Origin of the sequence: Phenylobacterium sp., assembly GCF_030654915.1 — a bacterium.
Lineage (GTDB): Bacteria > Pseudomonadota > Alphaproteobacteria > Caulobacterales > Caulobacteraceae > Phenylobacterium.
In genome coordinates, this window is record NZ_JAURWM010000043.1 from 1 (window position 1) to 18,513 (window position 18,513).

General features: G+C 67.6%; 14 protein-coding genes. 5 read left to right on the top strand and 9 right to left on the bottom strand.

Annotated elements, in window-relative coordinates:
- Positions 1-168 precede the first annotated feature (168 nt).
- The 5 genes from Q7T84_RS01955 to Q7T84_RS01975 all read right to left on the bottom strand — a co-directional run bounded on the left by Q7T84_RS01955 (position 169) and on the right by Q7T84_RS01975 (position 5,647).
- Complete coding sequence (locus Q7T84_RS01955) at positions 169-2,049, bottom strand: hypothetical protein (RefSeq protein WP_304805928.1); 1,881 nt, start codon at positions 2,047-2,049, stop codon at positions 169-171.
- Positions 2,050-2,101: 52 nt separating this feature from the next.
- Positions 2,102-2,875, bottom strand: a complete 774-nt coding sequence (locus tag Q7T84_RS01960) for an ABC transporter ATP-binding protein (protein ID WP_304805929.1) — start codon at positions 2,873-2,875, stop codon at positions 2,102-2,104.
- Positions 2,872-3,705, bottom strand: coding sequence for an ABC transporter permease (locus tag Q7T84_RS01965; protein WP_304805930.1), 834 nt, complete (start codon positions 3,703-3,705; stop codon positions 2,872-2,874). Before Q7T84_RS01965 ends, Q7T84_RS01960 begins: the two co-directional genes overlap by 4 nt.
- Before the next feature lie 152 nt (positions 3,706-3,857).
- The gene (locus Q7T84_RS01970) at positions 3,858-4,583 is read right to left on the bottom strand and encodes a bifunctional 2-polyprenyl-6-hydroxyphenol methylase/3-demethylubiquinol 3-O-methyltransferase UbiG (protein ID WP_304805931.1); all 726 of its coding nucleotides are present in this window, start codon (positions 4,581-4,583) and stop codon (positions 3,858-3,860) included.
- Positions 4,584-4,609: 26 nt separating this feature from the next.
- Positions 4,610-5,647 carry a dehydrogenase gene (locus Q7T84_RS01975; RefSeq protein ID WP_304805933.1) on the bottom strand — a complete coding sequence of 346 codons (1,038 nt, stop codon included), beginning with the start codon at positions 5,645-5,647 and terminating at the stop codon, positions 4,610-4,612.
- A 417-nt stretch (positions 5,648-6,064) separates the two neighbouring features.
- On the opposite strand from Q7T84_RS01975, the gene Q7T84_RS01980 reads away from it, so the two are divergent.
- Positions 6,065-7,189: a hypothetical protein gene (locus tag Q7T84_RS01980; RefSeq protein WP_304805935.1), complete on the top strand. Its 1,125-nt coding sequence runs from the start codon at positions 6,065-6,067 to the stop codon at positions 7,187-7,189.
- 18 nt (positions 7,190-7,207) lie between these two features.
- Positions 7,208-7,903: a hypothetical protein gene (locus Q7T84_RS01985; RefSeq protein ID WP_304805936.1), complete on the top strand. Its 696-nt coding sequence runs from the start codon at positions 7,208-7,210 to the stop codon at positions 7,901-7,903.
- A gap of 1 nt (position 7,904) precedes the next feature.
- Here the strand turns inward: Q7T84_RS01985 and Q7T84_RS01990 are convergent, their stop codons facing one another.
- The 3 genes from Q7T84_RS01990 to Q7T84_RS02000 are packed head-to-tail and all read right to left on the bottom strand — an operon-like array spanning position 7,905 to position 13,279.
- A complete protein-coding gene (locus tag Q7T84_RS01990) occupies positions 7,905-9,044 on the bottom strand; it encodes a glycosyltransferase family 4 protein (RefSeq protein WP_304805937.1) in 1,140 nt (379 codons plus the stop codon).
- Entirely contained in the window at positions 9,041-12,235 is a 3,195-nt protein-coding gene (locus Q7T84_RS01995; RefSeq protein WP_304805938.1) for a glycoside hydrolase family 99-like domain-containing protein, read from the bottom strand. Before Q7T84_RS01995 ends, Q7T84_RS01990 begins: the two co-directional genes overlap by 4 nt.
- 24 nt (positions 12,236-12,259) lie before the next feature.
- Positions 12,260-13,279, bottom strand: a complete 1,020-nt coding sequence (locus Q7T84_RS02000) for a sulfotransferase family protein (RefSeq protein WP_304805940.1) — start codon at positions 13,277-13,279, stop codon at positions 12,260-12,262.
- A 152-nt stretch (positions 13,280-13,431) separates the two neighbouring features.
- Here Q7T84_RS02000 and Q7T84_RS02005 point away from each other — a divergent pair, with 152 nt between their 5' ends.
- Genes Q7T84_RS02005 through Q7T84_RS02015 form a run of 3 tightly spaced genes read left to right on the top strand, consistent with a single transcriptional unit; the run spans position 13,432 to position 17,674 of the window.
- A complete protein-coding gene (locus tag Q7T84_RS02005) occupies positions 13,432-15,330 on the top strand; it encodes a hypothetical protein (RefSeq protein ID WP_304805942.1) in 1,899 nt (632 codons plus the stop codon).
- Positions 15,327-16,370 (top strand): hypothetical protein, encoded by a 1,044-nt coding sequence (locus tag Q7T84_RS02010; protein ID WP_304805943.1) that lies wholly within the window; start codon positions 15,327-15,329, stop codon positions 16,368-16,370. Before Q7T84_RS02005 ends, Q7T84_RS02010 begins: the two co-directional genes overlap by 4 nt.
- Before the next feature lie 56 nt (positions 16,371-16,426).
- Entirely contained in the window at positions 16,427-17,674 is a 1,248-nt protein-coding gene (locus tag Q7T84_RS02015; protein WP_304805945.1) for a hypothetical protein, read from the top strand.
- Here Q7T84_RS02015 and Q7T84_RS02020 read toward each other — a convergent pair.
- On the bottom strand, positions 17,632-18,399 hold the full coding sequence (locus Q7T84_RS02020; protein ID WP_304805946.1) for a DUF6270 domain-containing protein: 768 nt from the start codon (positions 18,397-18,399) through the stop codon (positions 17,632-17,634). The two genes, Q7T84_RS02015 and Q7T84_RS02020, sit on opposite strands and share 43 nt — an antisense overlap.
- Between the last annotated feature and the right edge of the window lie 114 nt (positions 18,400-18,513).

Consider the following 18,513-nt stretch of genomic DNA (forward strand, 5'->3'; position numbering starts at 1 on the left):
AGTCGCCGACCACGCGGATCGGGCCGGAGAAGTCGTCGGCCGCGTGGGGCTTGCGCGCCTGGCGCCGGACATAGGCTTCGAGCGCGGGGCCCAGGATCGGCTGGGCCAGGCGCCGGACCGGTTCGGGCGTCAGGCCGCGCCAGAGGCGACGGGTGGTGGAAAGCAGGCTCATGAGCTGGCGGACCCCCAGGTGACGCCTTGGCTTAGCAGGGCGATGGCGTCGGCCGGAACAAGGCCAGGGTCGGTGCGGAAGACCAGCTTTTCGACCTTGGCCGGGGCCGGTGCGGGTGCGCCTTCGGGTGTTCGGAAACGGCTGGCGCCGGCGTCGAACACCAGGGCGTCGCCGCCGGCGGCTCCGGGGGTCCAGCGCTCAACGACCAGCAGCGTGTTGACGGCGCCGTTGGCTGGTTGGCGAAGCTCGACGCCGGGCGCGCGCCGCACGCTGAGCCGCGCCATCTCGAACACTGGATGGCTGTCGACATTGGGCGGCAGGGCGGCGACGTCGATGCCGTATTCCGCCAGACCGCCGCCGATCAGCCAGCGCAGGAAGGCGAAGCGCTCTGAGAAACTGCTGAGCGGGAACAGCCGCTGCAGATCGCCCCGGCTCTCCCAGATCGATAGGAACAGCCGCGGGAAGGGGTGGCCGCGCGCCAGCTCCTTCACCGGGGAATTGAAGCTCGAGCGCAGGGCGGTGGCGACGTGGCCCGGCCAGTCGGCGCGATGGGCCAGGCCGTAGGCGGCCAGGCGCAGCTTGGCCTCTGAGGTTTCGCCGCTGACCTGCCGCGCCGCGCGCAGGGCGAGATCGGGGTCTGCGAAGGCGCTGTCCGGGGCGAGCCGCGCGGAGAACCGGCCCTCGAGCGACTCCGGTCCCAGCAACCAGGCTTTCAGCCCGTCTTCATCGCCCGCGAAGCGGTCGCGCAGATCGCGGCGCGCGGACTGCATGGCGGTGACCGCCGGGGCGGTCTGGTCGGCGATCAGCCACTGGGTGAGCTGCGCCGAACTCGCCAGCCAGGCGCCGTCCGGGGGCGTGACCGGCTCGCGGATGATTTCTCCCGGGCGGATGTCGGCCCAGGCTTCGGCCGCCGGCGTCAGCCCGCCGCCGAAGTCTTCGCCGGCCCGGCACGCGGCCAACATCCGCCGCCGGACGTCCTTGGTGATCGGCTTTCCGGACGGGAAGTTGCTATGCCCATAGGGGGTGGCCGAGGCCTCGGCGTGGCCGTTGCGCAGCAGGGCGGCTGCATAGTCCGTCATCAGGTCGGCCAGGGCCGAACCTGGCTGCACGCGGACGCGGTCCTGGTGCTTGGACAGCAGTTCGGGCCGGGCCGGATCGAAGCCGGAGAAGTGGAAGAAGGTCAGAGGCTCGCCGTCCACGCTCCAGCCGCCCCTTGCTCCGGCGACCTCGCGGCCCTCCAGGTTCCAGTAGGCGAGGTTGAGGCTGGGGCTGCGCAGCAGGGCCAGGTCGCTGACGAAACCGGGGGCCAGGTCCATCCACTTCTGGTCGGTGAACAGTCCGTTGGCGAAGTCGACGCGGCAGTCGAACCGCAGCTTCTCCGCCCACCAGTCCAGCAGCGCCACGATCTGCGGCTCGGCGCGCGCGGCCATGAAGCCGAGGTTATAGGCGCCCGAGGTCAGGATGACGTGGTCGTTGGGATTGGCCTGCCCGAGCAGCGGCCGAGTGGTGTGCGGCGTCAGCGCCAACGGCGCGCGGGCCAGGCCCTCGCGCACCATGTCCAGGGGGCGATAGACCCAAATGTCGGGATCGAGATAGGCGCCGGAAGTCACACCCTCTTCGGCCAGCAGCGCCTTGAAGGCGTGCGGCTTGACCGCCGTGTTCAGTTCCAGCGCGTCGTAATAGGCGCACATGGCCGCGAAGTCGGGGACCAGCGTCGCCGCGTCGATCGTGCGGATGCCGGGATCTTGGAAGGCGATCGGACCATCGGTGGTCACCACCACCCGGCGGACGCCGGGCTCCACCGCGCCCAGGCTCTCCATCAGGCTGGCGGCCTGGGCGCCGTAGTTGCGCGATACGATGGTGAAGATGACGTCCACAGGCGCCTCGGTACCCCTAGTTTGGCTTAGGCCCCGACTTGGCTTCGCCCGGTCAGGCGGCGTCAGCGTCGGAGGCGTCGGCGAGCAGTTCGTCCAGCTTCTTGACGTCCATGATCGGCGAGGCGACCCCGCCCTCCATCCGCATGACCTTGTTGCAGTAGAGGCGGATCAGTTCGACGTCGTGTGACGCGAGCACCAGGATGCCGGCCCGTTCCATCAGCTCCAGAATCCGTTTGTGGGCGATCTTGCGGAAATCGGCGTCGCCGACCGCGATCCATTCGTCCATCAGGATGACGTCGGCATGGACGGCGGTGGCGACCGCGAAGGCTAGGCGCGCCTGCATGCCGGCGGAGTAGGTCTTTAGCGGCATGGCCAGGAACTGCCCCAGGCCGGTGAACTCGGCGATCTCGTCCAGCCGCTCGTCGATTTCCTTGGCCGACAGGCCGGCGATGCGGCCGCGCAGCCGGATATTGTCCAGGCCGGTGGCCGAGGGGTCGATCCCGAGGCTGAGGTCCAGCATGGCCGCGATCTGGCCGTGGACGTCGATGGTGCCTTCGTCGGGTTCGTAGGCGCCGGCCAGGGCGCGCAGCAGCGTGGTCTTGCCTGAGCCGTTGTGGCCGATCAGGCCCAGGCGATCGCCCGAGCGGAGCTGCATATTGACCTTCGACACAGCGGTGACCTCGGTCGCCCCCATGGCGTTACGGCCAAGCTGTCCGCCGACGGTGATCCGCGCCAGGTGCTTCTTCAGCGACTTGGAATCGACCCCGTAGACGGGGAAGCGCAGGGTCAGGTCAGTGACCTTAATCGAAACCTCGGGACCCTTCATAGGTAGTGCACAATCCTGCGGCGAATGAGGGCGAAGGTGGTGAAGGTAGCGGCCCAGCCGACGACCGCCAGCACGCTGAGGAAGATGTAGGTCGAGGGGCTGACGCTCTGGCCCAGCAGCGGGGCGCGGACCACCTCGAGCATGTGGAAGAACGGATTGTACAGCAGGACAGCGTGGTCCAGCAGACGCCCGCCCGGCAGCCAGAACACCGGGGTCATGAACATCGCGAACTGAATGACCGAGCCGACGATTTGCGGAATGTCGCGGAACCGGGCCGAGGCCATGCCGGCGGCCAGGCTGATCCAGGAAATGTTCAGCATCAGCAGGAACAGGCCGATCAAGCCCATCGGCACGTCGGTCTGGCGCCAGTGGTCGTAAAAGATCAGCACGCCGACGATGATCACGGCGTGGTGCGCCAGGTTGATCACGTTGCGCATGATCGTCCGCCACACGAAAGTGAACATCTGCAGCGAGGTCTGGCTAAGGATGCCGGACGCCTGGACGAAGGTGCCGCAGCCCTCGATGATCACGTTGGCGATCAGCCCCCAGAATACGATGCCGAGGGCGACATAGGGGATGAACTCGTTGACCGGGATCTTGAACAGATTGGCGTAGAGGAAGCCGATCCCGGCCACCATCAGGCCCATGGACAGGGTGATCCAGAACGGCCCCAGCATCGAGCCGCGGTAGCGCGAAACGATGTCGTGCCAGGCCAGGGACCAGGCCAGGCCGATCCGCTGGAGCGACGCGCCCAGATCGCTGAACGCCATGCTGAATTCGTGCATGGGTCCGCGCCGTCCGGTGCGCACCATGTGTTGTACGGATTGCATCTAGTCTCCCGACCCAGAGCTTGAAGGCGGAAAAAGGCGGTCCCGCCGAAGTCGCTCGCGCCGGTGGGTAACAGGTCGCATTTTGCGGCGCAAGCATGGCGCCGGCCCAGTAATCCAAAGGAAAATTGGAGCCGACGCCGTGATCGGCGTTATCAGAGCGGGCTCTCGTCCTCGAACGGCGGGGGGCTGGTCTTTATGTGCGCGTGGTCGGCGCGGTATTGGTTGAAGTGCCTGCGGTCGGCGGGCGAGGGCTGGACCGTCTCGCGCACCAGGCCGCCGGCGGCCAGTTCGCGCGCGGTGCGCTTGCGGACCACGAACTCGATGCCGCACTCGCCGATCGGCGTCAGCGTCTGGTCGAAGCGCGGCAGGTCGTAGCGGAAGGTGGAGTTGAGCAGGGCGACCTTCTCGATATCGGCGGCGGGGCCGAGGTTCGACAGCAGCTCCAGCACGTTCAAGGAGCGGTCGCTCCAGGAGCGGGCCTTCAGCATGGTGAAGGTCCACTTGTGATCGCGGTTGTGCGTCGAGGGGAAGACGCCCTGTTCATAGAGGTCTTCGTCCGGCACGGTGACGATCAGGAAGCCGCCCGGTTTGATCGCGCCGAACCAGGACGCCAGGCCCTCGCGCGGATCGACCAGGTGCTCCAGGCAGTGGCTGGAATGCACGAAGTCCAGGCTCTCGGGCTCAAGGCCGGCCAGTTGCTGGGCGTCGCCGTCCTCCCAATCCCAGATCCGCACGCTGGCCAGGCCAGGGAAGAAGGTGACATACATCGACAGCGGATCGGGCTTGCCGCCGATGTCGAGGCCCTCACCGACGAACCAGCGCCGGGTGAAGTTCGGGTCGGCCATGCGGCGGACGATGGATTTCGAGAGTTCTTTCACGGGCGCGTCCTAGCGAGTTTTGACGGCTATTTCACGTCCCAGGACTCGACTCCGGTCCTGGTGAAGCGCGCGGCCTGGGCTGTGCCGCCGAAGGTGGATAGCAGGCGCTTGAGGCCTTCGCGGCGGGTCGGGTCGATCAGGAACATCATGAATCCACCGCCGCCGGCGCCGGAAACCTTGCCGCCGAATACGCCGAACGCCTTGGCCGCCTCATACACCTTGTCGATCTGGGCCGAGGAGACGTTGTGCGCGGTCTGCTTCTTCAGGCCCCAGCCGGAGTCCAGCAGGGCGCCGAACCGCGGCAGATCGCCAGCCGTCAGGGCGTCGCGCATCTCGAAGGCGCTGGCCTTGATCGCGTGGAGGCTTTCGAGCGACTTGGCCGCGTGGCTGCGCATGTTGGTGGTCTGCTCTTCAATGATCGCCGCCGACTCGCGGCTGACCCCCGTAAAATAGAGCACCAGCGAGGCTTCCAGTTCGCGCATCACCCGGTCCGGGACCTCGACCGGGGTCACTTCGACCTGGGCGTTGGCGGCGAAGTGCATCAGGTTCAGGCCGCCATGGGCCGCCGCATACTGATCCTGGGCGCCGCCGGCCAAGCCAAGTTCGCGGCGCTCGATGTCGAAGGCCAGGCGCGCCACGCTGTGGGCGTCCATCTCCAGCCCCATGAAGCGGCGCATGGCCTCGACCATGGCGACCACCAGGGCCGAGGAAGAGCCCAGCCCCGAGCCGGGCGGGCAGTCGGCGTAGGACACCAGCGTCAGCGGCAGGGCGCGGCCGCCTGCATAGTCGGCCATGAAGCGGTTGTAGACGCCCTTGAGCAGGCGCAGCGGCTCGTCGGTGGGCAGCGGCGCGCTCGCGTGGGCCTGCCAGGCCTGGTCGCGGTCGGCGGCGACCAGGCGCACCTGATCGTCGTCACGCTTCTGGACGGTCACATGTGCGAACAGGTCGATGGCCGCGTTCAGCACCGCGCCGCCGTACTCGTCGCAATAGGGTGAGACGTCCGTGCTGCCGCCGCCGAAACCCAATCTCAGGGGGGCGCGAGCGCGCACCAGCTCGTGACGCATGGTCGGCGTATGGTCCTTGGGCCGGGTTCGCGAATTCACGCGGGGTTAGTGGGCGCCGCTCCGATTGGCAACCTTCAACGACATGTGTAACCCAGCGCGCGGGGCATCAGCCGCGTGGCGCCGCCTTTCGGGCGGGCGCGCGGGACGCCGGGGAGCAGGGCGATGCCGTCGGGAAGCACAAGATCGCTCTGGGCTCTGAGAGCAGCCTTGCTTGCGGCGTTTGTCGCAATCTTGGTCGTCGGGACGCCGGCGCACCTTTCAGTGGACTCTGTCATGGCCCTCTACGAGGGTCGCCACCAGGTCCGCGAGACCTTCGGCCCAGTCGTCTATGCTCGGATCTTGGGCGTCTTGGACCGTGTCGTGCCGGGCGTCGCGCTCTATGGGGCGCTTAGTCTCCTGACCCTGTTCGGAGCCCTGATGACGCTGCCGGGCCTGCGCGGGCGCGCGAGCTGGTGGGCGGCTGCGCTGGTGGTGGTCTTGGCGGCGTCCCCGACCTTGGTTCTTTTCCAGGGGATCGTCTGGAAGGATGTGCTGTTCGCCAATTTCGTGGTCGCGGGCTTCGTCTGCGTGGCGCATGCGGTGCTCGGATGGAGCCGCGTGCGGCGACGCTGGCTCCAGTTGTTGGTGTCGGCTGTCCTGTTCGCCCTGGCGATGTCTATCCGGCAGAACGGCCTCGTGATGGTCGTCGGCGCGGCCGCATCGCTTGGCTTGGCGATCCAGCCGGCGCGTGGCGTGCGGACCGCCTGGGCCTGGGGGCTTGGGTGGCTTGCCATGGTTATCCTGCTCGCAGGTCTGGCGGGACACCTGGCTCATCCTAGGGCGGCGGGAGCCGACAAGGCTTTCGCCACCGGCCTGCGCATTCTCCAGCACTATGACGTCGTTGCGGTGGCGGCGCGCGACCCGGCGACGGATCTGGCCGTCATCGCCGCCGCCATGCCGCAGGCCGCGGCCTTGATCAAAGCGCAGGCTGCGAGTGTGTATTCCCCAGAGCGGATCGATTTTTTTGATCGCAGCCAGGAACTCGGGCCGGCCCTATGGAAGACGCCAGCTTCCGTGATGCGGGCCCAGTGGCTGGAGGTCGTGCAGCACCAAACGGGTGCCTATCTGGCCCACCGTTGGGATGCGTTCGTCTGGGTGTTCTTCACGCCGGAGCCAGAACGTTGCCTTCCGATCTTTGTCGGTGTCACAGGGCCGGCGGAGAAATTGGCAGGCTTGGATCTTGCCGCGCGGCTTAGCCCAAAGGACTTGGCGCTAGGCCGCTACGCCCCGGCCTATCTAGGAACGCCGGCTTATTCCCATGCGTTCTTTGCGATCCTGGCGCTTGTCGTGGCGGCCCTTCTCCTCGTGCGGCGCGAGCCCCCAGACGTGGTGGTCGCAGGCTTGCTTCTTTCGTCATTGGCCTTCGCGGCAAGCTTTTTCGCGATATCGATCGCCTGCGACTGCAGATATCTCTACGCGCTCGATCTGGCGGCGGTCGTCGGGGCTCTCTATCTGGCCTTGGACCCACCGCGCTTTGGAGCCCCTGGTGGTGCCAAGACGTGAGGCCGCTGGAAAGTCAGTATGAAGCGATTGTTGCTCGCCTGGGCTACGGCCGCTGTGGTTCTGCCCCTAGCGGCCTGTGATCAACCCGCTCCATGGGCGCGGGCCGCGGCGGCGCCTGCGCTCGCCCAGATCAAGGCGACGCCGCGCGCCCAGGCCATCATGTGGAACGAGGACAAGGACGCGTTTGAGATCGCCGGCCGGACGCTGAAGGCCGGGCGGCTCTGGACGTTCGATGGTTCAACCGAGGGCTTCGTGCTGACCGGCGGCGCGGCGTTGCCGGGCGCGCCTGTGGGGCTGGAGATCCAGAACCAGCGCGCTGACCCGATGCTGCGTTCACCCACGGGACTGGCCCTCGATGGCCGTCGCTATTCGCTGGTGCTGGTGCGGATGACGCGGACACGCCCGGGCGCGGCCTGGGACGGGGCGATCTTCTATCGCACTACCAATCATGGCGAGTCTGGCGAATTCCAGGCCAAGCCGATCGACGGCGCGGACCCCGCGCTCAACGAGACCGTGGTCGCCGTCTACGACATGTCCCGCCTAAAGAGCGGGGGCGATGACTGGACAATGTCGCAGATCGACCAGATCCGCCTGGACACCGACGACCAGGCTGGCGGCGGGTTCGTGATCCATCAGATCACCGTGACCGAGAACCCCGGCCCTGAGGCGCTGACGACCAGTGCGGCGGGGCCGACGACCGTCGCCGCGCGCTGACCTAGGTCGCCTGGGTGCTCAGTTCTTCCAGCCGTGAGACGTAGCGCAGGCCGATGGCCCGGGCGCTGAAGTGGGTGCGGATATGGCGGCGCGCGCGAGCGCCTAGCGCGTGGGCGCCCTGTGGATCATCCAGCAGGCCGCCGATCAGCTCCACGGCGTGATCCACCGATGGATCGGCCCAGACTTGGCCCTCGCCGAACAGATAGGCGCCTTCAGCAACTGGCACGATCTTGCAATCGACTAGCAGGCTAGTCTCCGGCGTCATGAAGTCGAGATTGCCGGAGTAATTGGTGGCGACCGCCGCGCGGCCCATGATCATCGCCTCGGCCGGCCCGCGGCCGAAGCCTTCCGAGCGGTGCAGCGATACGAAGGCGTCGGCGCAGCGCACCAGGTTCTTGATCTCGTTGTCGGAGAGCTGGCGGGTGATCGCCTGGATCTGGCCGCCCATGGCGCGGATCCGCGCCTCTAGCGCCTTGCGGGCGGGATTGCCGTCGTCGCCGCCCTTGTACTTGACCACCGCATGCAGCGGGGCGTGCGGCCGCTGAGCCACCAGTTTCTCAAACGCCTCCAGCATGGCGAAGGGGTTCTTGCGCTCCGAGTAGGACGAGAAGTCGAAGAAAAACAGGCAGACGAAGGCGTTCTCGGGAATGCCGAAGTGCCGGCGCCCCAGCAGGGATGAGACGGTGAGCTCCACCGCCAGCGGCATGTGCACGACAGGCCGCGTCGTTGTCGGCGCAATAGCCTTGGCGATGAAGTCGGACGGCGCCCAGACCTCGTCGAACCGCTCAAGTATCTTGGCCCAGGGATCGGGGTACTTCGCCAGTTCCCAAGCCGGATAGATGATGTTGTGGGCCTTCTGGAACGCCGGGCCCGAGCCAAGGTGCTCCAGCACGCTCATGGCCTGCTCCACCTCGCCGGCGTTGATGCAGAAGAGGTTGATCTTTTCGCTCAGGGTCGGGACGACGTGGCTGGCGAACTCGCGTTCGAAGTCGGCGTCGTCGCCGCGGTGCATGTCGTAGATGTCGATCAGGCCGGGCGTGGTTCCCGCCGCCTTGAAGGCGCGCCAGGCCGAGCGCACGTGCTCGGCCATGCCGATGGCCGAGAACGGATGGCCGACGAGAACGAGGTCGGGGCTGCTCATGACTTGTCCACCAGGTCGGCGTCGGCGGCGTTCTTCACCGCTTCCAGCCAGGCGTGGCCGAAGCGCTGGTCGGGCTCTAGGTGAGCGCCTTCGCCCCACTCGTTCCAGGCGTTGATGAAGACGATGCGCTCCTCGCCGAAATTCTGGCGGCGGGTGTCTTCGAACATCGCCTGGGTCCAGGCCTGGAAGGCGCCCGGCGAGGCGTGCTGGTAGACCCAGCCGCCGTCCTGGCGCCGCGCGGTGTTGTCCCACGAGGGCATGACGCCACGGAACCGCTTATGGCCGGGCGTGGCCGCGCCGAGATAGTGGCGGACCATCTGGCGATAGTCGTTCACGCGGCCCTCGAAGCGCGCGTTGTAGAGCGGTCCAGGCGGATGGATCAGGGCCCCAGCGCCGGCCGGCGGGAACTCCACCGAGGCGTCGAAGCCCAGGCTTTCCGGATCGACCTTGCCGCCGGCCTTCTCGAAGCTCTCGACGAAGGCCAGGTAGATTTCGCCGATGCCCGCCTCGCGGCAATGCTTGCGCCAGGCCTCGGCCCAGGCCTTGGCGTCCGGCAGCAGGCCCGGCCGGTAGATCACCACCAGCGGCTTGCCGTTGACGCGGATGTAGTTGGGCCGGGCGAGATAGGGCTCCATCTCCGCGATGGAGGCCTCGGCGTCGCCGGGCTCATAGGTCTGGGCCAGCAGCACGTCGCGTTCCTGGCCGTCCCAGGTGCGGGTCCAGTTTTCGTTGGCCCAGCAGAGGCAGAACGGGAAGTCGCCCTCAACGCTGTCCAGCAGCGGCTCCAGCGGCTTTTCCAGGATCCGGCGACCACCGGTGAACCAGTAGAAGTAGTGGCAGAAGCCGCCGATCCCGTAGCGCGCGGCCAGTTCACCTTGGCGCTTCAGCGCCTCGGGATTGGAGAGATCGTAGAAGCCGAGGTCGGCCGGCACGTGCGGCTGATAGTGGCCGCGATAGTTGGGCAGGGCGCGGCTGACATTGGTCCACTCGGTGAAGCCTGGGCCCCACCAACGGTCGTTCTCGCCGACAGTGTGGAACTGCGGCAGGTGGAAGGCGATTGTGCGCACGGTATTCAGCGCTTCCAGCCGTTCGCTCCAGCGTTCGACGAAGGCCTGCTGGTTCTTGGTCGCCAGCCGCTGCTTGTAGCCGGCGTTGATCGAGTTGGCGGTGATGCTCAGGTGGTGGACGATCTCCGAGGTTGGCTCGTAGATGATCCGCAGGCCGCGCTCGCGTAGTCGGAAGCACAGGTCGGCGTCCTCGCAATAGGCGGGCGCGAAGGCGATATCGAAGCCGCCCAGTTCGGCGAACACCTCGCGGCGCACCGCCAGGCAGGCGCCGGAGGCGTAGTCGACCTCGCGTCGCACGTTCCAGCGCGGCAGGCTGGGATCCTCGAACAGGCCGATCATCTCGGCGGTCCCGTCGACGGCGATTCGGGCGCCGGCTTCTTGCAGCCGTCCATCGGGGAACAGCATCTTGGGCGCGGTGGCCCCGACATCCTTCTCCTGGGCGAACGGCGCCATCAGGGCTGGCAGCCAGCCGGCTCGGACCTGGACGTCGTTGTTCAGGAAGATCAGGAACTCGCCCCGTGCGGCTTCGGCGGCGCGGTTGCAGGTGCGGATGAAGTTCAGGTTCTGCGGATTGGTGATCAGGGTCAGGCCCTGGATCTTGGCCAACACCGCGCTGGTGGCGTCGGTCGAGGCGTCGTCGATGACGATGATCTCGGCGTCTCGCAGGTCCCCCGCCGCCTTCAGCGCCGCCAGGCACTCCAGGGTGAAGGTCAGGTTGTTGAAGGCCGGGATGATGATGGACACCGCCGGCTTGGCCACGGTCGCAAAGGCTAGCCCGGCCGCGGTCTTGTCGATGTCGCGTTCAGTGACCTTGATCAGGTCGAGGGGTTTGACCTGCACCCCTCCGACCTCGCGTTCGCGGATGCGTTGCTTGGCGGCCGTGAGATCGCGATAGGCCTGGAGGTCGTAGGCGCCCGGGTCCTTGGCGCGGCCCGCGCTGCGCAGTTGCTCGAACAGACCTGCGTCGCCCGACATGCGGGTTCCGGCCGGCGTCGGTTCCGGCTTTGGCGTGCGTGACAGCACCCAATGCTCCAGCGAGGACATCGGCTGTTCGGCGGCGTCCGGATGCTCGACCAGATAGCTCAACTCGTTGAAGTCGGCGGCCGGGGAAATTCCCTCGAAGGCGCCTTCGGTCAGATAGTGGATCACCGGGTGCACGCCGTCCGGCGCGTTGACCTGCTGCTCCAGATAGAAGGCGGTGTCGAAATGGATGCTGGGGTCGCGGCGCTCTTCGGCGCCCGACAGGAAGTGGGCCAGGGCGGTCGAGCCGAGCGGGGCCGCATCGCGATAGCGGTCCATGTACCAGCCGGCGTCGAACAGCGGGTGCGGGCTGCGGCCCTCGGCGGCGCCGCTGACGGCGTAGTGCAGCAGCGGCGCCGTGTCGGTCTGCGCGACGTCGGGATTGGTCGCCAGATACCAGCGGCCCGAGAACAGCGGATGGGGCTCGTAGCCCTTGCGCCAGCCCTCGCGCAGGTAGTGGACCAGCGGGTTCTCGCCGGAATCGGCGACCTCCTCGGCCTGGCCGACATAGTAGCGGACGTCGAACAGCGGGTGCGGGTCGAAGCCCTCGATCGCTCCCTTGTGGACGAAGTGCTGCAGGGCCGAGAGGCCGGTGGCGGCGATCTTCACCGCGTGGCGGCCGCGATAATCCTTCAGGTCGAACAGCGGGTGCGGATCGCGGCCTTCCTTGTCGCCGGCCACCAGATAGTGGGCCAGCGGCGCCCAGCGCGAGCCCGTGAGGTCGTCGTTCTTTTCCAGGTACCAGGCCTGGTCGAACAGGGCCTTGGGGTTGGCGCTGGCGTCCGGCCCGGCGCGGACATAGGAGACCAGCCCCCTGACGTCGCCGCCATCGCGGCCCACCGACCGGTTCAGCCGGAAGTCCCACAGGCCCGAGCGGGCGATCAGCGCCGCGCGGCCAGGCCACTTGGCGCGGGCCAGCATCAGGTCGAAGCGCTGCTCCGAGGGGCCCTTCTCGGACAGGCCGACCCGGCGGGCGGCGGCCTTGCGGAAGCGGTTCCAGCGGTCGTCGGCGACCACGCGGCGGGCGCGGTGCAGATCGCGCCGTTTGGCCAACAAGATGTCGGCGAGCGAGTCTTGCTCGGGAGTTTGGGTGTCGTTTGCCAAGGCTCTAATTCTCGGGGGCGCTGATTAGCGGCCGTCCAGGGCCGTGTCGACCACGGCCTCGATGCGCGCGCGTTCCTGACGCAGGATGGCGAGCTCGCTTTCCAGGGCGTCCATGCGCTTGCGTTCCACCTCGGCGAGCTGGCGCTCATAGAGGAGTTCGGCGCGTGTGGCGTCGAGCGCGCTGGTCACGGGGGAGACGAAGACGCCCATCTGAGCCTTCATCTCGGCGATCTTGGCGGCGGCGCGATCAAGCACCGCGCGGTCAGGTGACTGACCGGCCGCGGCGGCGTTGAACCAGTCCAGGACTTCCTGGGCCAGGGCGCCGACCAGCGGAACCGCGGCGAGGTCGCCCTCGCCGTCATTGTGCCGCAGGTCCTTGGTCAGGAAACCGTCGATGTGCTCGGCCGCCCGCTCGCTCAGGCGCGGCAGCGGCGCGCCATGGGCTTTCTCCATGGCGGCGACTTGCCCGCGCCAGTCGGTCAGCAGCCCGTCATAGGAGACGAAGGCGCGCGGCAGGTCGCGGGTTTGGGCCTCGGCGGCCAGCATGTAGATCGTCCAGAGCAGGACGGATTTTTCGACCGGGAAGGCGTCGCGGCGCGACAGCGATCCGGCGACCGCCAGCGGGCCGCGCACCGGGATCACCACGCGGGCCGGCATCTGGACGGCGTCCAGAACCTCGCGCCACATGGGCAGCAGCACCGAAACGCGCGGGTCTTTCAACAGCGGGTGCAGCGCCTCGCCGAACTCGGCGCGGAACAGCGCCAAGGCGCGCTCGCGCCATGCCGCCTCTTCCTGCGCCGCCAGCGGGGCGTAGGGCAGGTTGAAGGGGTCGTCCCAGGCGGTCGCGCCGGCCCGCAGGCGCTGGTCGTTGAAGACCGAGATTTTCCAGGGTTCGAAGTAGCCCTTGGCGTTGTGCTCATCGCCCGGCATCACATTGTCGGGCAGTTCAGCCCCGGCCAGCGCCAGCAATTGAGCCGTCGCCGAGGTGCCGGAACGGTGCATGCCCAGTACGAGATAGGCTGATCGCTCGGAGGTGGTTTGCATCTTCGCTGCTCTCGCCGTCCCGCCCCCGGGGCCCATTCGCCCCCACGCTGTATGGCCGCTCGCGCTCTGCGGCAAGGGCGGGGCCATTGATCGGGCCGTTCATCTGATGCAAACCACGGCTCGGGCTTGGCGTCGCACGGGAACATCGCAGCATGGCCGCCGTGGCCACACCAGATCGCGTCAACTTCGTGCTCGCCTTGGCGGTGGACGCTGATTTCTACAAGCAAACCAACCCTGGCCTGGGCTTGGCCGACGTCGATCCTGTCTTGCACTATGGCGAGGCGGGCTGGCTTGAGGGCCGCGATCCGGCTCCCTGGTTCTCGACCCGCGACTATCTGGCGCGGCATCCCGATGTCGCGCAAGCCGGCGCGAACCCGCTCGTCCACTACCTGACGACCGGCTACCGCGAGGGACGCGAGATTCTCGCCTCGGCGCACGCGGCCGCCTACCACGCCATGACCGAGGCTGATCGCCGCCTCATCGCGGTTGGCATCATCAGCCGCGAAGAGCGGGCGGCCGCCGCGAGGTTTTTCGATCCACAATATTACCTGGCCATGTACCGCGACGTGGCGACGTCGGGCGCCGACCCGCTCGATCACTTTCTCAGCCACGGCTGGCGGGAGGGGCGCGATCCGAGCAACGACTTCTCGGTATCCGACTATCTTGAGCTCAATCCCGATGTCGCCGCCAGCGGCGTCCATCCCTTCCTGCACTATGTGCAGACCGGCCGTCAGGAAGGCCGCATCGCCAAGTCGCGGCTCGGCTTTCGCCATGACGTGCTGGCCAGCCTCAAGCCGTTCGCGGCCAGGCTGGCCGATTCCCGGGCCTGGGCGCGGCCGGTCGAACTCTCACCGGCCAGAGCGCTCATCGAGGCGATGGGGCGGTCACGTCCGCGCGGCCTGCATGTGACCTTCAGCCAGGACGACTACAGCCGCTCGGTGGGCGGCTCGCAGCTCTGCGTGCAGCGCGAGGCGGCGGAGTTCGCGGTGCTCGGGCGTAACCACCTGCATATCCATCCGGCCAACGGTTGGCCGACCGTGCGCAGCGGCCCGACGCAGACACCGATGGGCGTGCTCTGGAACGGAGAGAGCGTCGGCGTCTTCACGCCCGCCGCCATCGTGGAGGCGGTGAAGGCCTGGGCTCAGCCGGCGCAGGCGCCCCGCAGCTTTGCGATCCACAACATGCTCGGCCATTCCAGCCGCGACGTGATCGACATCGTCCGCGCGGCCGGCATGAACGCCGGCTTCTTCTGGCTGCACGACATGGGCAGCCTCTGCGCCGGCATCCATCTGCTGCGCAACGACGTGGAGAACTGCGGTGCGCCGCCGGCCGGCAGCCCGGCCTGTTCGATCTGCGTCTATGGCGACTCGCGCCAGGCCCAGGTGCGCGAGCACCAGTTGCTGTTCGATCGCCTGGAGCTGACGGTGGCCTCGCCGTCGGACGTGGCCCTCGACGCCTGGCGCGAAGGCGGCTCGCTCGACGCCCAGGCGCAGGTCATGCTGCCGCATGCGAAGCTTGTTCCGGCGACCCGCGCCAGGGCGCCTGCCGAGCCGGACGCGCCATTCCGCTTCGCCTTCCCCGGCACCCCGTCGGTCCACAAGGGCTGGCCGGTCTTCCGCGATCTGGCCGCCCGGTTCGCCCATGACCCGCGCTATGCCTTCATCCACCTCGCCAGTACTCCGGTGGCCGGATCGCTGGCCCAGCATCATCCGGTGACGGTCACCGCCGACCGCCCGCTCGCGATGCGCGAGGCGATGGAGGAACTGTCCATCGATGCGGCCATGGTCTGGTCGCTGTGCCTGGAGACGTTCTCGTTCGTGGCCTATGAGGCGGCGTCGGCCGGGGCGGCGGTGGTGACCGGTCCCGATAGCGGCAATGTCGCGGTGTTCGCGAGCGACGCGGAACACGGCGTCGTCCTGCCCGACGAGCATCAGCTCGAGGCCTGGTTCGAAAGCGGCGAAATCCTGAAGCTGGCGCGCGCGCGCCGGAGCCCGAAGATCTACGACCTGAGCTTCAGCAAACTCACGGCCGAACTTGTGGAGGCCGCGTGAAGGTCACCTGCTTTTCCAGCTTCACCTTCGCCTATCTGAACCGGGCGCGGGTGCTCTATTCCACCCTGCGCAAGTTCCATCCCGACTGGAACCTCGTCGCCCTGATCACCGACGAACCGCCGCCGGGGTTCGCCTTCGATCCGGCCAGCGAGCCGTTTGATCAGGTGGTCTACGCCCAGGACCTCGGCATCTCCGATTTCAAGGCGTGGCTGTTCAAACATGACGTCGTCGAGGTCTGCACCGCGGTGAAGGGCCCGTTCCTCCACCAGGCCTGCGCCACCGGCGCCGAGGCGGTGATCTATCTGGACCCCGACACCGCCCTGTTCTCCAGCCTGTCGCCGCTGATCGATTTGCTCGGCCAGGACGACATCCTGCTCACCCCCCATTTGGTCGACGCCAACACCGATCACCAGGCGATCTTCGACAACGACCTCTCGGCTTCGCGGACCGGCATCTTCAACCTCGGCTTCGTCGCGGTGAAGGCGGGCGGGGAGGGCGCGCGCTTCGGCCGGTGGTGGAACGATCGGCTGCTTGAGTTCTGCTACGATGACATTCCGACCGGATTGTTCGTGGACCAGAAGTGGTGCGACCACGTCCCGGCCCTCTTCGACAAGGTCAAGGTCGTCCGCGACCCGGGGTATAATGTCGCCAGTTGGAACCTCAGCCAGCGGCAAGTGTCCGTCGGCCGGGACGGCGCCATCACCGTCAACGGCTCGCCCCTACGCTTCTGGCACTTCACCAAGCTGGGCCCGACAGGCGACGCCATGACCAAGCGCTACGCCGGTGACAACCATGCGGTCTATGAGATCTGGCGCTGGTACAAGGAGCAGGTCGCGGCCGCGAGCGAGCCGACCATTCCCGAGCGTTACTGGGCCTATGGCGTCTATGGCGACGGCACGCCCATCGCCAAGGCCCATCGGCTGATCTGGCGCGACCGCGCCGACCTGCGTGAACGTTTCCCAGATCCCTTCTCCACGGAAGGCGGCGGCTATCTCGGCTGGCTGATGGACGAGGGGCTCGCCGAGCGTCCAGCGGCTTGACAGCATCCGGCCCGCGCTCGACACGAGGCGGTGACATCAAGGAGGGCCCGGCCATCATGGCGGTCGACAATCTGGCCCAGCAGGCCCCCGCGCAAGCGTCCCTCGACCTGATCGGCAAGCTTGAAGTCCTGGCGCGGCGCTACGCAGCGGCGCGGGGCGACTTCCAGCGCTCTGAGGTAGATGAGGCCGTCAAGCGGACGCGCCTTGGCGTGGCGCTGGCCGACGCCATGCTGGCCCGGGCGCGGGTTGAGCAAGAAGCTCGGGACATCGCCCTGGTTGGCTATCGCGCCGCCGCGACGAAGTTCATGCGCCCCCGGCGACGCAATCGCCTGTCCCGGCTGATCGACCGGAGCCTGGATATGACCCGCTCGTCCGGCCGCGCCCTGATCATCGCCCGTTCCGGGGTTTGGGAAGCCGGCGACCTGCGCGCCATGGCGGCCTATGCGCGGCGCGGCGCGGACCTAGCCGTGCAGCCGGCGGCGATCTTCGACCAGGCTTGGTATCTGAAGGCGCGCGCCGACTTGGCCGGGTCGCGGACCAGCCCGCTCGTCCACTATCTGCTGCATGGCGGCGGCGAAGGAGCCAGTCCTCACCCGCTGTTCGATTCCCAGTATTACGCGGCCGCCAACGCCGCTGAGCTTGCGGCGAGCGGCCTTACGCCCTTGGAGCACTTCGTTCGGGTTGGCGCCGCGCAAGGCCGCGATCCGCACCCGCTGTTCAGCATCCGTCACTATGTCCGTCAGGCGCCTGACCTGATCGCCTCGGGCGGAAATCCGATCCGCCACTATCTGCAGATCGGCTGGCGCCGGGGGCTCAGCCCCCATCCATTGTTCGCCGCGGATTTCTACGCCGCCCAGATGACGTCCGGCGGGGCGCCGGAGAGCGCGCCGCTCGTCCACTACCTGACGCAGGGCGCGGCCCTCGGCCTGCGGCCCCATCCGTTGTTCGATCCCGACTGGTATCGCGGCCAGTATCCCGACGTGGTCGAGGGCGGCTTCGAACCCCTGAGCCACTATGCGGCCTCCGGCGGGGCCGAGCAGCGTCACCCCAGCCCCTGGTTCGACGCCTTGCGCTACGCCGCGCTGCGAGGCGGCGATCTGCCGCCGGGCGCGAACCTGTTGGTGGACTATCTGCAGGGCGGGGCATGGAGCATCGGCGAACCCTGGCCTGGCAAGACCACGCTCTCCTACCTGGCCGCCGCCTCAGACCTGGCGGCCAAGGGGATGACGCCGTTGGAGCACTGGGCGCGGCAAGGGGACCTTCAGACGCCCAGCGCTTTGAGCCCCGACCAGACCTCGCGGTAGTAGTCGTCGACATAGTGAAAGGGGCTGAGACCCCAGCGGTGCTGGGCGCTAGCCAGATGCAGGTCCGGCGATGCCGTGACGCTCACGGCCTGCGGCAGGCGGGCGCGGAAGGCGGGCTGGTAGAAATCCAGCATGGCGTTGTGTTCGGCGATCGGGGCCGGCTTGCCCTGGAAAATCTCTACGACATCCGCGAAATCACGGAGCTCTCCGGCTTCGTCTTGATAGCCCGTCGCCCACTGGGCCTCGTGGACGATAAGGACGGCGTCGCGCAGCGGCGTTGACTGGATAAAGGCCGCCATCTCGTCGGCTGCCTGGAGCCAGAGCAGATCACAGGCGGTGGAGGTCCGGCTGATGGTCGCCGCGCCTTCGAAGGCAGGCTGGGCCAGATAGCCGCTGACATCGAGTTCCCAGCTGTGGGTCACGATCGTGCCCCCGACGCAGAACAGGTCGAGCCGCTCGTCGATGAAGTCGAAGATGATGTGGGTGGGCTGATAGGCGACCAACGCGGCCAGCGCGCGCTTCTTCAGGTCATTGACCATCGCCCGATGCGTAAAGACGCCGAGGCCATGCGGCGGTTCCTGCGCCGTCTCGACGCCTTCAAGCGGACGGGCGAACAGGCTCGGCAGGCTGGTGCGCGAAATATAGAGTAGGTCCGAGGGCTCTGCGCCTACGATTGGCCACAAGTCTCGGGTAATGCAGCTGCCGACAATGGCGACCTTGGACAAGACGGGTTCCTTGCGGCAGGGAATGACTGGACAGTCGAGGTTTAACACGCGCTGCGCGAATCGGCGCCCTTGCGTGCGGCATTGACATCGTTAAGAGGCCCGATCATGTCTCCC

What these genes read in the sequence shown, in the direction of transcription:
- Q7T84_RS02015 (WP_304805945.1), top strand. Translation starts at nt 16,427, where the DNA reads ATGGCGGTCGACAATCTGGCCCAGCAGGCCCCCGCGCAAGCGTCCCTC.
- Q7T84_RS02000 (WP_304805940.1), bottom strand. Translation starts at nt 13,279, where the DNA reads ATGCAAACCACCTCCGAGCGATCAGCCTATCTCGTACTGGGCATGCAC.
- Q7T84_RS01990 (WP_304805937.1), bottom strand. Translation starts at nt 9,044, where the DNA reads ATGAGCAGCCCCGACCTCGTTCTCGTCGGCCATCCGTTCTCGGCCATC.
- Q7T84_RS01985 (WP_304805936.1), top strand. Translation starts at nt 7,208, where the DNA reads ATGAAGCGATTGTTGCTCGCCTGGGCTACGGCCGCTGTGGTTCTGCCC.
- Q7T84_RS01965 (WP_304805930.1), bottom strand. Translation starts at nt 3,705, where the DNA reads ATGCAATCCGTACAACACATGGTGCGCACCGGACGGCGCGGACCCATG.
- Q7T84_RS01980 (WP_304805935.1), top strand. Translation starts at nt 6,065, where the DNA reads ATGACGCTGCCGGGCCTGCGCGGGCGCGCGAGCTGGTGGGCGGCTGCG.
- Q7T84_RS01975 (WP_304805933.1), bottom strand. Translation starts at nt 5,647, where the DNA reads ATGCGTCACGAGCTGGTGCGCGCTCGCGCCCCCCTGAGATTGGGTTTC.
- Q7T84_RS02005 (WP_304805942.1), top strand. Translation starts at nt 13,432, where the DNA reads ATGGCCGCCGTGGCCACACCAGATCGCGTCAACTTCGTGCTCGCCTTG.
- Q7T84_RS01960 (WP_304805929.1), bottom strand. Translation starts at nt 2,875, where the DNA reads ATGAAGGGTCCCGAGGTTTCGATTAAGGTCACTGACCTGACCCTGCGC.